Below are 16,377 nucleotides of genomic sequence, written 5' to 3' on the forward strand. Positions count from 1 at the left end.
ATTTTTATGTTTGGGAGCATCGGAGTTTTTGAACTCATTCTCATCCTCGTCATTGTCATCTTGTTATTTGGAGCAAAAAAGCTGCCTGAGCTCGGAAAAGCAACGGGACAGACTTTACGTTTATTCCGTCAGGCCGTTTCGGGTAAAGATAGTGAAGAAAATAAAGAGAAAAAGAAAGAAGAATGAGATAGATTCAGTAGTGATTCATCAAAAAAGGTCGATCAGGCTGGTCCTTCTGATCGACCTTTTTTATTGCCATGATGGCTTTCTATCAGATCCAATCATTTATTTCGAAACCATTTTGTAAAATTGTTACAAAAATGTTCACAACATCAAACGTGCGTTTGGACTATAATTTATAAAAAAATAGAAAACATTACAAAAGAAAAGGAGAAGGATTGTGCAAACTTTTTCATCAATTTTTAAAAGACATGGATTCAAGTTATGGTCGGGTCACTTACTCGGTGGGATATTAGCTGGAATTGTCTTCATTGTTCTGCTCCTTTTTCCCTTATTTTTAAGCGGCTTTTTTGCTGGACTAACTGCTGCTGCTAATAGCGAGCTCGGACTAAAGCAGCAAATGGAGCAAATTTATGCCGGTGTTGGGGTTGGAATCGTCTTCCTAATTGTACTCATTTATGTAAGCATTCCTCTTATTTCAGCTTTTTATCATGCAGGCAGCATCGGCATGGCAGTAGAAGCTGTTTCCACTGACCGTCCGCGTATTGGTCATTTCTTTAATTATGGCTTTCGATACCTGTTTAAAATATTCGCTTACTATTTATTGGTGGGCTTGATGTTTATCGCTTTAGGGATTGTTTTTCTCATTTTCCTTGCTGTGACAGGCGTCATCGATGATACAGCATCCGGGTTCATGATTTTTCTATCCATTCTTTTAGCTATCATCGTTTTCGGTTTCGCGGCCCTGGGCGTATCATATGGTCCCATAATCATGATTACTGAGCAGGCCAAAATTATCCAATCCCTAAAACTCTCGATCCAACTGGCCCGCAAATCGTTTGGCAAGGTCTTTAAAACAGCAATCCTGTTACTTCTCAGCATCATTGCTTATGTGATTTTTCAAGTATTAGCCACTGTATTACCTGCTATGGCTTTGAAAGATACATCTGAAGTTTTAGCTGTACTCTATTTCTTGCTCTTTGGCTATATCATTTTTCCACCATTATATCAAGCCCATTTATCATTGCTCATGGTTTATCGTTACCATAAATATCTGCGTCACCAGATTCGCCCAAATTATTCAGGTGGAGGCCAGGACCGAAATCCATATGTTCATCTCAACCACCAACCCTATCCGAATGTCCAACAACCACCATTTTCTTTTCAACCCAATCAGCCCTTTAACCAGCAGCCCAATGGATTTCCGCCTCCTTCCAATCAGCCGACTTTTGGGCCGAATCCATATCCACCTCAACAACCATTCCCACCTCAGCAACCATTTTCACGCAGATAACAATAAGAAAGCCGTAACCACTAAAGCTTGCATGGATTACGGCTTTCTTTTCATTTAATTTGACTTCTTCTTTTCCCTCTTTAATGCTTCGATAATCGTTCTCGCCAATTGATTGCCAATTCCAGCCTGGCGAAAATCCTCAATCGTTGCTCTTTGCATATTTTCAATGGATCCAAAGTGTCGATACAGGAGTTGTTTCCGTTTTGGGCCCACGCCAGGAATTTGATCCAATACCGATTGAATCATGGTTTTTCCGCGGGTTTGCCGATGGAACTGAATCGCAAATCGGTGCACTTCTTCCTGGATCCGCTGTACCAGATAAAATCCTTGACTCCCCCGAGGTAAAGGAATTTCTGTTGGCGGTTCTCCTGCCAGCAGTTTGGCTGTACGATGCTTTTCGTCTTTAACCATCCCTCCGACAGGAATATAAAGCCCCAGTTCATTTTCCAACACATCAAGTGCAGCGGCTATTTGTCCTTTCCCACCGTCCACCAGGATCAGATCGGGTAATGGCAGCTTTTCCTTCAGTACCCGGGTATATCGTCGGCGAATCACTTCACGCATCGTATCATAATCATCCGGTTTATCGACGGAACGAATTTTATACTTGCGATATTCTTTTTTGGCGGGCTTTCCATCGAGGAAGACCACCATGGCTGAAACCGGATCAGTCCCTTGAATATTGGAATTGTCAAAAGCCTCAATGCGTCTGGGAATCCCCATTCCCAAAGCTTCTCCCAGATCCCGTAATGCCTGCATCGCTTTCTCTTCATCTTTTTCAATCAAGGCAAAGCGCTCCTCTAAAGCAATGCGAGCATTTTTTTCTGCCATCTCCACCAGTTTCCGCTTTACTCCCCGCTGAGGAACATGAACATGTGCATGAGGCACCAACTGCCTGATCATCTCCTGATCGACTCCTTGCGGTAGAATAATCTCTTTCGGCAAAGCAGGTGTGTCATAATAAAATTGAGCCACAAAAGATAATAAATCCTCTTCTGCTTCATGATAATGTGGGAAAATCGACACTTCCCGTTCAATCAGTTTTCCTTGCCGAACAAAAAAAACCTGTACACACATCCAACCTTTATCCGTAACAAATCCAAAGATATCCCGGTCTACCTGATCACTGAAGACAATATGTTGTTTCTCCATCACCGCATCAATGTCCTGAATCAGATCCCTCAGTTCTTTGGCCCGCTCAAACTCCAGTGCCTCGGCTGCTTCCTCCATTTTTTTCTTCAATTCCTGCTGAATTTCCGGGTATCCGCCATTTAAAAAACGGACGATTTTCCGAGTCATTTCCTCATATTGTTCAGGTTGAACTGGGTATTCACAGGGAGCGACACACTGTCCCAAATGATAATAAAGACAGACACGTTTCGGCAATTGACGGCATTTGCGGAGCGGAAACAGACGGTCCAGCAATTTTTTCGTTTGGTTAGCCGCTCCTGCATGCGGATAAGGGCCGAAGTACTTCGAACCATCCTTGATCAGCTTTCTCGTTACTTCCAGGCGCGGATGCCTTTCTTTCGTTAAGCGAATATATGGATAGGACTTGTCATCCTTTAGCATGATGTTATAACGGGGACGATATTTTTTAATTAAATTGCACTCCAGGATCAGCGCCTCCAAGGGGCTGCTGGTTACGATATATTCAAAATCGGCAATATCCATTACCAGCCGTTCCGTTTTCCCATCATGCGCTCCCGTAAAGTATGAGCGAACACGATGACGCAAACTCTTTGCCTTACCTACATAAATCACTTCTTGTTCCTGGTTTTTCATCAAATAACAACCGGGTTGATCAGGCAGGAGAGAGAGCTTTTCTTTTATGAGGTTCATGATTTCACTCTCCTAGAAAAGGCATTTTTATTACAAAACAGGAAATAAGTTCATCCTGCTATACAAAAATGATATAGTATCTTGTAGAAAAAGAGTATACTTTAGGAAGAGGGATGGTAGTGCAAAGTTTTTCTTCCATTTTTACCAAGCATGGTTTCAAGCTATGGCTAGGTAACTTACTTGGTATCATTATCACAAGTATTCTTTCCATCATTGCCTTCTTCATTTTAACCATCATGGCTACCATTTTTGTTGCAACTACCGTTTTGGGTTCTGGTTTACATAATGCCATGCTGGGTTCTGAAGCATTAGAACAGCAAATGATGGAAGCTTTTTCTGATGCCGGGTTTGGGCTGATCATTCTCTGTATCATTGCTGTACTCACATTCTCTCTTATTTTCTCATTCCCAATCGCCGGCAGCATTGGCATGACAGTGGAATCCGTTGAGAGCAATCGTTCACGTGTAAGCAGCTATTTCAAGTATGGATTCAAATTCTTGTTCAAAATGTTTGGATATAGCCTGTTAACTTCATTCATTTTCATCGCAATCGAAATTATATTTATCATGGTTCTTGCAATGATGGGGATTAATGACGCAAGTTCCGGCTCCATGATTCTATCTGTTATCATATTTCTCATTATCTTCTTTTTATTTTCCATATCGATTATGCATGCACCTGTTATCATGATGACAGAAAGAACAGGCGTTTTTAAGTCGATAAGACTTTCCATCAGCCTGTTAAGCCAAGCGTTTGGCAAAGTCTTGGGAACAGCTCTTCTCATGATCCCGGCGGTTATCATCTATTACATCTGTTACGCATTTTTCATGCTTCCTGATGACACAGCTATTGATCCAGTTACCAAAATGCCTGACTTCAATGTTTCGGGAATGCTGTTGATGATTTTCATTATCACACCATTATTTATGACGATTACGATGCTGATCATCGTTTATCGTTACTTTAAACATTTGCGATCGTTTATTCGTCCGATTTATCCGGGTGGGGGTCAAGGTGGAAACCCATATATGCCTAACCTTCAACAACCTTATCCGAACCCACAACAACCACCTTTTACCTTTAATCCAAACCCGATGGGTTCAATTCAACCACCAAATTATCAGCAACCGAACCCATTTCAATCTCCACCAAATTATCAACAGCCAAATCAAAAGCCTTTTCCGTCTAACCCGTTTCCACCTCAGCAACCGCACTAAAGACATGAATCCCAATCCAAAGGAGACGCTCTGTTTTATGCTTCTCCTTTGAATTTTCATGATCATGATCTACACTTCATCAAATGATCGCACGTTGTGCATCGCATGTTTCAGGAGGAATTCCTCATGGATTCTTTTTTTTCTCTTTTAAAACGTCATTTTCTCAAGCTTTGGCTTGTTCATCTATTAGGGATGACATTATTAACCTTGGCAAAAAGTATCTTGACCTTCACAAACTTTTTAGTTGGAGAATACCTTTTTAGCCTGGCGTCTGTTCACAAACTTCAGGCCTTTGATGTATTCCTTTATTTTTTCCATTTGCCCGAAACGAGTGTAGGAAGCATCTTATGCGGAACGGTAAGCGCATCGTTTCTCTGTTTCATCCTTTCTTTCAATATCAGCTCTTCCTATGGGATCTGTATTGATGTAGTTACAGAAAATCGTGCTTCTCTTTATAGCTATTTTTATTATGGTCTCGACTTTATACACAAACTCCCGTTCCCCGTTCGACCGGAGATCCAATCATGAATATTGATACATCTTAAACTGACTGAACGCATAAAGCTGTTTCCCAAATGAGAATGGAAACAGCTTTTATTAGCCAATCAAACTCAAAACAAAAAACTCACTTTGCCATCATCAACAGCAAAGTGAGTAACCAATCAAAGTCTCGCTGGATTCATTTTGTTTACTTAGCTTCATTAATCCATTGAAGCAAAGCTTCTTTCGGCTGATATCCTGTTACTTTGCTAACCATTTTTCCATTCTTGAACAAAATGAGTGTAGGAATTCCCATGACTCCAAAGCGCCCTGGAGTTTCTGGATTTTGGTCTACATTTACTTTTACTATTTTTATCTGATCGCCCAATTCTTGAGCCACTTCATCCAAAACTGGAGCAATCATACGACAAGGTCCGCACCATGGCGCCCAGAAATCGACTACTACTGTACCTGCATCGCTTGCCTCAACTTCTTGGGCAAAGGTTTGATCAGTAATTTCCAAAACGGCCATAAATAAATCCTCCTTATCATTCGCTAAAAAGTCAGACCTGACAGAGGCATCGTTTTCAGTGCTAGTATATCACTAGATGAAAAAAGTTCCAAGTATTTCGGGTGGCAAAAGATCTGTTGAGAAAGTGAGACTGGATCAAACGATAAAACGAGGAGCCTATTTCCAGATGCTAATTATTATTCTGGAAAATAGCTCCTTGTTCTCTTGGGCTTCCTCTTCCGCACCGAGAAAATGAACCTGACTATATTATTTCCCCAATACCTTTTTAAATTCTTCTGTTAACAATGGAACCACTTCAAAAAGGTCACCCACGATTCCATAATCAGCTACTTGGAAAATGTTTGCTTCCGGATCTTTGTTAATCGCAACAATGACTTTGGAGTTTGACATCCCTGCCAAGTGCTGGATTGCTCCAGAAATTCCACAAGCAATGTACAGGTCAGGTGTTACTACTTTACCCGTCTGGCCAATTTGCAGTGCATAGTCACAATATCCAGCATCGCACGCTCCACGAGAAGCACCAACGGCTCCACCCAATAAATCAGCCAGTTCCTGTAATGGTTTAAATCCTTCAGCGCTTTTTACACCCCGACCGCCGGCAACAATCACACGTGCCTCAGACAGATCAACACCTTCAGCTGTTTTTCTTACGACCTCTTTTACAATGGTGCGCAGCAGGTCTTGAGCGAAGGTTACTTGCAGCTCTTCCGTTTCTGCTTTCCGACCTGGATCTGCGTTCATTGCTTCAATATTGTTTGGACGAATTGTCGCAAAAACAGTGCCTTCTTTCACTACCTTTTTTACAAAAGCCTTACCAGCATAAATCGGACGAGTGAACACAATCTGTCCATCTTGAACTTCAACATTTGTGCAGTCGGAAATGAGTCCCAAGCCTAGGCGAGCGGCAATGCGTGGGCTTACATCGCGACCTACAGCCGTATGTCCGGTGAAAATGGCATCCGGTTGCACTTTTTCAATTACTTGTTTAAAAGCCTGGAAATAAGCATCGGTCGTATACTGATCCAATTCCGGATTCAATACGGTAATCACCCGGTCTGCACCGTGATGAGCCAAGGGATCGACGAAATCTTTCGCAAAGCTGCCAAATACAGCAGCCGTAACAACCCCGCCATCTGCCACTTTCCGTGCCACAGCCAAACATTCCAAAGCCACGTTACGCAACTTTTTGTCCCGAACATCTGCGAATACCAATACATTTTTGCTCATCCTACAGTTCCCCCTCAAGTCCCAATTAAATCACTTTTGCTTCATTTCTTAGTAGATGGACCAATTCTTTAGCCTGATCGACAAGCTCCCCTTGCAGAATTTTTCCTGCTTGTTTTTTAGGCGGCAAGAAGACTTCGATGGTTTCTGTTTTTGCGACAATTTCCTCTTCATCCAGATCGAGGTCATCGAGTTCGAGGCGAGTAAGCGGTTTCTTCTTCGCTTTCATGATCCCAGGCAAAGATGGGTAACGTGGCTCGTTGAGACCCTGTTGTGCTGTAACCAGAATGGGCAGGGTAGATTCAATCACTTCGACGTCGCCTTCCACATCTTTGTCGACAGTGACTTTATTGCCATCAATGGTAAGTTTGGTAATGGTCGAAATGTGCGGGATTTCCAACAGCTCAGCCAGACGTGGACCAACTTGTGCGGATCCATCATCAATCGCCATATAACCACAAAGGATGATATCAAATGCCAAATCCTCTTCCTTGATGGTAGCGGCCAATACCTGTGCAATCGTATGTTCATCGACGTTATCTCCCAAATCTTCGATATCCACGATCACACCTTTATCTGCTCCCATCGCCATGGCTGTACGCAAAGCTTGTTCAGCCCGCTCAGGACCAATGGTGATGACAGTGACTTCTCCTCCAAATTGTTCTTTTAATTTAATTGCTTCTTCGACAGCATATTCATCATAAGGATTAATAACAAATTCTACACCTTCTTCATTAATGCGACCATTTTCAAGGGTGATTTTTTCTTCGGTGTCAAATGTTTGTTTTAGACATACCAAAATGTTCATGTAGTTGATCCCCTTTCATTTCGCTTCCGATGATGTTCATTTCCCAATTCCCTGCACAAATAAACGATGAAGTTGCTCTGTTTGTTCCACCAGACTGTATTTATAATCATTCATAATCCAGGATGTAACGGTTTCATCAAGCGTGCCAAAGATCATGCGGCGTACAATTCGAACATCCAAGTCAGGCCGGAAAACCCCTTGTTCGATTCCTGATTCAACAATTCTGTCAATCACATCGGTATATCTCTTCAATATTTTCCCAATGCCTTTACGGACCTCAGGGTTGGATTGACGAAGTTCGATCTGCATTACGATGGCCAGCTGCTTATTTTGGTCAAATTTGTTTAAATGAAGGCGGATCAAATGATACAACTGCTCTACAGGCGAGGATACTTTTTCCAATTCCTGTTCTACTTCTGTAATAAAAGCTCCCATTTTCTCCCGAAAAACCGAGATCAGTACATCGTCTTTATTTTTGAAGTATAAATAAATGGTGCCATCTGCCACTTTCGCCTCACGAGCAATTTTGGAAACCTGGGCGTTATGATAGCCATATTCAGCAATTACACGTACCGCAGCATTGATAATTGCTTCGTATTTGTCACCGGTCCGTTTCACCATGAATCATGTTCCTCTCTGTGAATCTAGACAAAAATGAATGAACAATCATTCATTTTAAGTCTATTACGCCCAAGTCCATTTGTCAACCATTTTCAGCAAGAAACTGTAAGCGTATACAATAAAAATATTTAAAATAGACATATACAATGCCGGTTGATCCTCATTAATTCGCTTTTTTCTTCTTAAACTCTCGTACTGCTTCTTCCCGTAAAACTCGCCGCAAGATCTTTCCAACATTGGATTTCGGCAATTCCTTTCTAAACTCTACAATCCGTGGTATTTTGTAAGCCGCCAATTTCTCCCGACAGTACTTTTCCACTTCTTTTTCTGTCAATTTCTGTCCTTCTTTTAAGACAATATATGCTTTTACGGTTTCACCGCGATATTCGTGAGGCACTCCTACCACGACAGCTTCCTGGATCGCTGGATGTTCATATAAAACCTCTTCAACCTCACGCGGGTAAATATTATATCCACCAGCGATAATCACATCTTTTTTCCGATCTAAAATATAGAAATAACCGTCTTCATCCATTTTGCCAATATCCCCTGTATTTAACCATCCATCTTTTAACACCGCTTTTGTTTCTTCTGGACGCTTCCAATATCCCTTCATCACTTGTGGACCACGTATTTGCAATTCACCGGCTTCACCAACAGAGACCTCTTCTCCAGTATCCGGATTGACGATCCGGCATTCCGTGTCTGGTAGAGGTAAACCAATCGTAGAATGTTTCACCCGATCATAAATCAGGTTTGCATGTGTTACAGGTGAGGTTTCTGTCAAACCATAACCTTCAATTAACTTTCCACCAGACAATTTTTCAAATGCCTCTTGGACTTCTACGGGAAGCGGTGCAGATCCACTCAGACATGCCTCAATCGAAGACAAATCATATCGACCAATATCCGGATGATTGATCAAACCAATATACATGGTGGGTGCACCCGGAAAATACGTGGGTCGATGCTTTTCAATTTCTTTCAGAATCATGGTGGCATCAAAACGCGGAACCAGAATCATCGTTGAAGCAAGATGAATGGCAAAATGCATTAACGTCGTTAAACCATAAACATGGAAAAATGGCAATACTCCCAACACCTTCTCCTGTCCACGCTTTGCTTTATACGTCCAGGCGGTGATTTGATACGTATTACTGATCAAATTGCGATGGGTTAACATCGCTCCCTTGGATAATCCTGTCGTTCCACCCGTGTATTGCAGCAAAGCTACATCATCTTTGGAATGGTATACAGGTTTCAAGGGTGTTGGCACTTCTTCTGCAATCAATTGCTTCATGGAGTAAAATTCGGGTCCTGTCGGAATTTCCACTTTCATGCCATCTTTCATTAATTTGAGCTTATATAACCAATTCTTTGGAAATGGCAATACATCGGCAATTCCCGTTACAATGACTCGTTGTAATTTTGTTTTTTCTTTCACATTCAATACTTTGGGTAAAACCAAATCCAGACATATGATTGTTTCGGCATCCGAATCATTTAACTGGTGCTCCAACTCACGTTCCATGTATAACGGATTCGTTTGGACAACAATTGCTCCAATCATCAAGGACGCATAATAAGCAACAACTGCTTGTGGACAGTTCGGCAACATAATCGATACACGTTCACCTGGCTTTACTCCCAATCTTTTTAAAGCATTCGCAAACGAATACACTTGATCAAGCAATTGCTGAAATGTTAATCGTTTTCCCATGAAAATAATCGCTTCATGATTGGGAAAGTCTTTAGCTGTATCAATTAACAGTTGAGCAATCGAAATATCAGGATACTCAATTGACTCAGGGATTTGTTTGGGATAGTGTTTCAGCCATGGCTTATTCTCCGCTCCCATACCCATCCTCCTATCTCCCGGTTCAAAATGAATGACCGCTCATTCAAATCGACTCAAAGATGAACAAAATATGACAATTATATTTTATCTAATTTAATTCATTTTTTGAATCTCTATTTATGCATTTTACATAATTTATTTTAGGTTTTTTATAAAATAAAAGAGAATATTCATATGAATATTCTTATTTTTTATACATGCTCCCAAGTCATGCAAGCGGCTCAACATTTCTCCGAATGTGCACTTCTATGAAAATGAGGTAAAATAAAAGGGAAAATACTTACCTGCCTAGAAGGTGAAAAGCCATGGCTCGATTGAAAAAGATCATGCTCACCATCGTTATCATTCTCTTGTGTTTACTGCTAATTGGTGTGATCCTTGCGATCTACCTGATTGATCAATTATGGGATTTGGTACAGCAAATAGACCTGTGGGATTTATTGCAACAATTTTTATAAAAAGGAGCTGGAACAAACCAGCTCTGAAGCCGCTTCAAACCCGGTTTTCCTTTTCAAGTTGAACGACTTTTGCTCGGCGGGAGTGAAACGGAAAAAGAAAGCCGGCATATAACAGAATCATTGTCACCAAGCAGAGAGCTGGAAGAGGAAACCGGCTCTTTTTATCTCTTCTTTATTCTTTTCATGGGTAGCTACAGCTACTTACAGTTTCCACCCACTTTTCATCCCATCCACTCTCAACTAAAATAATGAAAGTCTGGTGAACATACCCTTAAAGGTGATTATAAAGGAGTCAATCATATGAACTACGATGTCATCGTGATCGGAGGAGGTCCAGCCGGGCTCATGGCGAGCGCTTCGGCCGGCATGCATGGGGCAAAAGTCCTGCTGTTGGACAAAGGCGACAAGCTGGGCAAAAAGCTCGCCATTTCTGGCGGTGGCCGATGCAATGTCACAAATAACAAGGAAATTGACGAACTGATTAAGCATATTCCCGGAAATGGTCGCTTTCTCTATAGCGTGTTCTCCATTTTTAACAATCGTGATCTGATCCGTTTTTTTGAAGATTTGGGTGTCCCTCTAAAAGAAGAAGATCATGGGCGAATGTTTCCTGTTTCGGACAGTGCCAAATCAGTCGTCCAAGCATTGATAAAAAAAGTAAAAATGGTTGGAACCGATATTCGCGTCCATACACCTGTCAAACGTGTTCTATATGAAAACGGCAAAGTCAAAGGGGTTGAATGTAAAACAGGGGAAGTTTTTTATGCACCTGCTGTGATCGTGGCAGCAGGAGGAAAAGCGGCTTCGCATACTGGATCCAGCGGTGATGGATATGTATGGGCGAAAGAAGCAGGTCATACCATTACCGAATTATTTCCAACAGAAGTCCCTCTTACCTCGCCTGAACCTTTTATCAGGTCCAGAGAATTGCAAGGTTTGTCTTTACGTGATGTGACTCTGTCTGTCTACAACCCCAAAGGAAAAAAACTGGTCACTCATCGTGGGGATATGCTCTTTACCCATTTTGGCCTCTCTGGTCCAGCAGCTTTAAGATGCAGCCAGTTTGTGATTAAAACGCAAAAAAAGTTTGCGGTAGAGACAGTCCCCATTCATATCGACTTATTTCCTGACCAATCGCTGGATACATTATTTCAGCAAACCAGGCAGATAGTGGAACAACATGCAAAGAAAACAGTAAAAAATACGCTCAAGCTTTCCATTCCTGATCGGCTGGTCCCCATTATCCTACAGCGACTGGATCTATCTGAAGAGCTGACCTGTGCCCATTTATCCAAAGAACAGCTATTGGACATCTGCAGGCATATAAAAGCATTCATTGTACAAGTGAATGGAACGCTCCCGATGGAAAAAGCTTTTGTAACAGGCGGTGGTGTTCATGTCAAGGAGATACATCCCAAAACCATGGAATCAAAACTCATGGAAGGGCTATATTTCTGTGGAGAAGTCTTGGATATTCATGGTTATACCGGTGGTTATAACATCACGGCAGCATCTTGTACTGGATATGTAGCTGGAAAAAGTGCGGCTCTAAAAGTTCAATCCCAACTTTCCCACTGAATGATTTTCTTTAAACGGTGGTAGGAGATCCCTGTTCAAACTTCGGTGAAAAAAATAGCAGATATTTGATTCAACTTGAAAGAACAAGTGAAAGGAAGAGGTGAATGAATTCACTCCCCCAAGCATTCCTGGAACAGATGCAAACGCTATTAAAAGATGAATACCCATCCTTTATCCAAACCTATGAAGAACCTCCCGTTCGCTCTTTGCGCGTAAATACACTAAAAATCACAGCGGAAGATCTTCAGCAAAAGGTTCCTTTTCATTTGGAACCCATTCCCTGGTGTAAAGAAGCTTATTATTACCAGCATGAGCTAGATCGTCCCGGAAAGCATGTTTATCATGCCGCTGGACTTTATTACATTCAGGATGCAAGTGCAATGGCTCCTGCCGAAGCACTGGATCCCCAACCTGGTGAAAAAATACTGGACTTATGTGCAGCTCCAGGAGGAAAAACCACACAAATTGCCGCCAAAATGAAAAACCAGGGTATACTGGTCGCCAATGAAATCGACAATAAACGCATTAAAGCTTTGGTCGAAAATCTGGAGCGCTGTGGCGTCACCAATGCCGTGGTTCTTAACGAACATCCAGAGCATCTGTCCAGTCGATTCGTGAACTTTTTTGACCGAATCCTGATTGATGCGCCTTGCTCAGGCGAAGGAATGTTTCGGAAAGATCCAGACAGCTGTGAACGTTGGAGTCCACGTGCGGTAGAAAAGTGCGCTCAGCTACAGATCGAAATCCTGACAGCTGCTGCCCCTATGTTACGTGCAGGAGGACGCCTTGTTTATTCCACCTGCACTTTCAATCCGATTGAAAATGAAGGGGTAATCGCTCACTTTTTGGAAAAACATCCCGAATTTGAACTGTTACCTGTACCACAGCATGTCCATTACCAGCCAGGCCATCCTGACTGGGCTACTCCTTTTCATCCTGAACTATCGCATACTGCCAGACTGTGGCCCCATCATTTACGAGGGGAAGGCCACTTTGTTGCAGTCCTGCAAAAGAGGGATGGTATAGAGGGGCACAAAAAAAAAGCGGGAAAATATCCACCTGTACATCATGAAGCGATCAAGCTGTTTCAACAATTTATGCGGGAAACTTTTCACCAAAACATGATAGACGGAACCCTGACTTTATACGGTGAGCACCTCTATCTGGTTCCCGAAGAACTTCCCTCACTTAAAGGATTACGGGTAGAAAGACCTGGCCGATATTTGGGACAGGTAAAGAAAAAACACTTTATCCCTTCACATGCACTAGCCTTATCCATTCCACCTGACTCAGTCAAACAAGTGCATCATTTTAAAGTGGATCAATCGGAGTTGTATCTTTATCTCCAGGGCGAAACACTTCCGTTCTCCCAAGGCAAAGGCTGGGTCTTGGTAACGGTTGATGATTTCCCGCTTGGATGGGGCAAAGCATCAGGCGGTATGCTTAAAAATCACTATCCAAAGTGGTTGCGTTGGGATAAATATTAGGTCATTTCAAAGTCCCGAAGTTACAAATCGAATTGGGCACCCACTCCGTTTTTCCGATTCGTCATGACAATATTTTCCAAAACCATAGCAAAGGCAAAACCCGACTTCATCATTCAAAGTCGGGTTTTTTGATCATTTCACAAACTGTTTGACAAAATGCTCGGGGTTGAGTGGTTCACCTGTTGCCCGCTCAATCATTCCTTCCCATCCATAGCGATCCCCTGGTTTAAATACCTTCTCAATAAAGAATTTACCGACTTCCTGATTGAAAATGGATGGCGATATATGATTCCGTATATATTGATCGAATTGGGAAGCTGTCAATTCTCCCAGTAAATAGTTTTGATAATATACGGGAGCAATCGTAAAGTGGATTTTTGCTGCCCAGTGCGGATAATCCGTTTTTTCTGGTGGATGTACATATTGAATCTCGCTGACAAACTTCCACCACAAACGATTGAGATCCTGATCCGGGTTACGATACAGTTCTCTTTCAAAAAAGACGAATGTAATCACCCAACGTGCCGTTATGAGCATCTGTCTTTGTAGCATTTTCTCTACATTGGGCATGATTCGATCCAATGTTTGATCATCCAGTCCCAAAAAGGTATGGAGCCATTCCCGATTTTTAACCATCCGTCCAAAGAACATGGCTACTGCTTCTGTGGTAAAAATATGTGCGTGTGTTCGCAGGATAAAAGGCAGGCTTGGATCATTGTATTTATCATACACCGCATGGCCAAATTCGTGCAGCATCGTCTCCATCCAGTATTGGTTGTTTCGAATATTACAGAGTACCCGGACATCTCCTTCACGATCCATATCAATGCAAAAGGCATGTTGGTTTTTTCTTTCTCGCTCATATAAGTCGCTATTTGCCAACAAATCAGTAATATCCATACCTAATGCACGAAAAGTGTCTGCAGTTAACTGTTCAATGTTTTTATTTTGGAAGTAAGCACTTATATCCGTTCCTGGGATGGGAGGAGCTTCCTGGAAAAAGGGGTCCAGATAGTGCCAGGGTCGAAGTTCACTCACTTTGATGCCATATCGTTCTGCCAGCTCTTGATCGATTTCGCTTTTGATTTTTCGGAATGGCTCATCGGTTAATTCTTTGAGCCGCTGAAAAATGCCATAAATTTCATCACGATCTAACTCATTAAGCTCAAAAGCCATCTGATGATGATCCTCATACCCCAGCTTTCTGGCTGCTTCATTTCTTAACTGGATCAATTGAAGTAAACCGGGTGTCACTTTCTGGGCAATCTGTTTGCTTGCTTCCCATGCTTTCTTTCTCTTTTTTTGATCCACACTGTTTACAAGAATATCACGGATTTCATTTTCAGAAATCTTCCTTCCATCCATCTCTCCACGAAAGGTATTAAAAATATTGCTTAGTTCAGAAGAAAGTTGCACCATTTTCTCAAGCATGTCTTTGGGCAATTGATTGGCCAAGGCATCTTGATACAGGCGCTGATATTGACGATGTTCAAGCGAATTCGGTTCGGCTGTCTGCAATCCATGTTGAATCTGTTTGAAACGTTCAGGATTCGAACAGTAATGCCGGTACTCAGCTTCAGCTCTGGCTTCTTTTTCTTGCCACTCTTTCTCTCCCGTTGTATTTACCATCCAGCTTGCCTGCATCCATTCCCTGAATATACTTGCTATTTTTTCATTTTCTTGTCGCAAAAAGTCTTCCATCATTTAACTCCCTTCATTTGATGTCTTCTCTTTCTTTATAAAAAGACTCCACTGATTCTTTTTCCTTTTTGTATGTTGGTCAAACAAAGCTTTTTTAATAAGCAAATAACGCTGCATTTCATTGACAAAATGAAACAAAGCGGCTCGTACCTCGAATTCTTTTCGGTCTTGTGGCAGCGGAGAGGTTTTAAATTTCTGCCTCATTTTCTGGAGCTCATCCAAATAAATACTTACAGTGTTTCCAGGATGAATCGCATGGGCGAGATTCTCCAAAAAGTCGGCAATCATATAATTTTGTTCATAAGTTTCATCCAAAGAGCTCACCAATGGCATGATACGCTGAATGATCTCAAACTGTTTTTCGCGCATCTCAAAATAATGGAAATAGTGATTGTCATTATATCTCAAATTATTTTCGATATCCTTTAGCGCTAAATCCTTTGCTTCTTGCAACACTTTATGCACTTCGAGAATTTCTTTACCATCCCAATCGCTTTCTCCCTGACGTAAATAAATAACAAATTCCATAAAAATCTTTTTAAAATAAGCCTCCACTTGTTCCTGATATGCTTTTAATTGCTTCTCAGCACTCGGCATAATGATGTTCATCATCAATGCAAAAGTAATGCCCACTACAATAATCCCCAGTTCATTCAGAAGTGTCATCCCATCCACTTTATGAAGCATATAAAGATGCAAGATCACAACTGAACTCGTTGCCACACTGTCTTTCGCTTTTAATGCCACCAGGACCGGGATCACCATCAATAAAATGAGTGTAATCGTCCAAGGTGTAAAACCAAATAACTTGAATGAGACGGCTGCAAACAGTCCACCGATGATACAAGAAATCATCTTTTCAATTGCACTTTCGATGGAGCGTTTTCTCGTCTCTTTAAGACATAAAATTGTTAGGACCCCAGCAGAAGAATAAAATTTCAAACCAATCCAACTGGCTACAGCAATGGCCAAACCTGTCCCAATGGCCGTCTTGATCACACGAAATCCAATTTTCATATCGTATCACCTTTTATGAAATGTATGTATGATCTCATATTCCCTGACTCATTGTATATCAATCCAAATGGATCAGCCAG

General features: G+C 41.7%; 13 protein-coding genes and 1 pseudogene. 6 read left to right on the forward strand and 8 right to left on the reverse strand.

Going from position 1 to position 16,377, the window contains the following annotated elements:
- Positions 1 to 6: 6 nt before the first annotated feature.
- Complete coding sequence (gene tatA / locus BMZ78_RS02655; protein ID WP_093227796.1) at positions 7 to 186, forward strand: twin-arginine translocase TatA/TatE family subunit; 180 nt, start codon at positions 7 to 9, stop codon at positions 184 to 186.
- Positions 187 to 400: 214 nt separating this feature from the next.
- On the forward strand, positions 401 to 1,474 hold the full coding sequence (locus BMZ78_RS02660; RefSeq protein WP_093227798.1) for a hypothetical protein: 1,074 nt from the start codon (positions 401 to 403) through the stop codon (positions 1,472 to 1,474).
- Between the two features lie 54 nt (positions 1,475 to 1,528).
- Here the strand turns inward: BMZ78_RS02660 and uvrC are convergent, their stop codons facing one another.
- Entirely contained in the window at positions 1,529 to 3,316 is a 1,788-nt protein-coding gene (uvrC, locus tag BMZ78_RS02665; protein ID WP_281244524.1) for an excinuclease ABC subunit UvrC, read from the reverse strand.
- Positions 3,317 to 3,435: 119 nt separating this feature from the next.
- Here uvrC and BMZ78_RS02670 point away from each other — a divergent pair, with 119 nt between their 5' ends.
- The gene (locus tag BMZ78_RS02670; RefSeq protein ID WP_093227801.1) at positions 3,436 to 4,533 is read left to right on the forward strand and encodes a hypothetical protein; all 1,098 of its coding nucleotides are present in this window, start codon (positions 3,436 to 3,438) and stop codon (positions 4,531 to 4,533) included.
- Positions 4,534 to 5,221: 688 nt separating this feature from the next.
- Here BMZ78_RS02670 and trxA read toward each other — a convergent pair.
- The 5 genes from trxA to BMZ78_RS02700 form a co-directional block, all read right to left on the reverse strand.
- Entirely contained in the window at positions 5,222 to 5,545 is a 324-nt protein-coding gene (trxA, locus tag BMZ78_RS02680) for a thioredoxin (RefSeq protein WP_093227805.1), read from the reverse strand.
- 246 nt (positions 5,546 to 5,791) lie between these two features.
- The gene (locus BMZ78_RS02685) at positions 5,792 to 6,772 is read right to left on the reverse strand and encodes an electron transfer flavoprotein subunit alpha/FixB family protein (RefSeq protein ID WP_093227807.1); all 981 of its coding nucleotides are present in this window, start codon (positions 6,770 to 6,772) and stop codon (positions 5,792 to 5,794) included.
- Positions 6,773 to 6,797: 25 nt separating this feature from the next.
- Entirely contained in the window at positions 6,798 to 7,577 is a 780-nt protein-coding gene (locus BMZ78_RS02690; protein ID WP_093227809.1) for an electron transfer flavoprotein subunit beta/FixA family protein, read from the reverse strand.
- Positions 7,578 to 7,613: 36 nt separating this feature from the next.
- Positions 7,614 to 8,198: a TetR/AcrR family transcriptional regulator gene (locus BMZ78_RS02695; protein ID WP_093227811.1), complete on the reverse strand. Its 585-nt coding sequence runs from the start codon at positions 8,196 to 8,198 to the stop codon at positions 7,614 to 7,616.
- Between the two features lie 163 nt (positions 8,199 to 8,361).
- Positions 8,362 to 10,056 carry a long-chain-fatty-acid--CoA ligase gene (locus tag BMZ78_RS02700; protein ID WP_093227813.1) on the reverse strand — a complete coding sequence of 565 codons (1,695 nt, stop codon included), beginning with the start codon at positions 10,054 to 10,056 and terminating at the stop codon, positions 8,362 to 8,364.
- A gap of 305 nt (positions 10,057 to 10,361) precedes the next feature.
- On the opposite strand from BMZ78_RS02700, the gene BMZ78_RS18675 reads away from it, so the two are divergent.
- The 3 genes and pseudogenes from BMZ78_RS18675 to BMZ78_RS02710 all read left to right on the forward strand — a co-directional run bounded on the left by BMZ78_RS18675 (position 10,362) and on the right by BMZ78_RS02710 (position 13,579).
- Positions 10,362 to 10,514: a hypothetical protein gene (locus BMZ78_RS18675; protein ID WP_175482251.1), complete on the forward strand. Its 153-nt coding sequence runs from the start codon at positions 10,362 to 10,364 to the stop codon at positions 10,512 to 10,514.
- A 270-nt stretch (positions 10,515 to 10,784) separates the two neighbouring features.
- A pseudogene (locus BMZ78_RS02705) lies at positions 10,785 to 12,092 on the forward strand (BaiN/RdsA family NAD(P)/FAD-dependent oxidoreductase); the annotation flags it as partial.
- A 104-nt stretch (positions 12,093 to 12,196) separates the two neighbouring features.
- Positions 12,197 to 13,579, forward strand: a complete 1,383-nt coding sequence (locus BMZ78_RS02710) for an RsmF rRNA methyltransferase first C-terminal domain-containing protein (RefSeq protein WP_093227817.1) — start codon at positions 12,197 to 12,199, stop codon at positions 13,577 to 13,579.
- Between the two features lie 132 nt (positions 13,580 to 13,711).
- Here BMZ78_RS02710 and BMZ78_RS02715 read toward each other — a convergent pair whose 3' ends face one another.
- Together BMZ78_RS02715 and BMZ78_RS02720 are read right to left on the reverse strand one after the other, a co-directional pair.
- Complete coding sequence (locus BMZ78_RS02715; protein WP_245739715.1) at positions 13,712 to 15,280, reverse strand: M2 family metallopeptidase; 1,569 nt, start codon at positions 15,278 to 15,280, stop codon at positions 13,712 to 13,714.
- 3 nt (positions 15,281 to 15,283) lie between these two features.
- On the reverse strand, positions 15,284 to 16,297 hold the full coding sequence (locus BMZ78_RS02720) for an aromatic acid exporter family protein (protein ID WP_093227820.1): 1,014 nt from the start codon (positions 16,295 to 16,297) through the stop codon (positions 15,284 to 15,286).
- Positions 16,298 to 16,377 lie beyond the last annotated feature (80 nt).

The sequence above is a fragment of the Thermoflavimicrobium dichotomicum genome, assembly GCF_900114055.1.
Lineage (GTDB): Bacteria > Bacillota > Bacilli > Thermoactinomycetales > Thermoactinomycetaceae > Thermoflavimicrobium > Thermoflavimicrobium dichotomicum.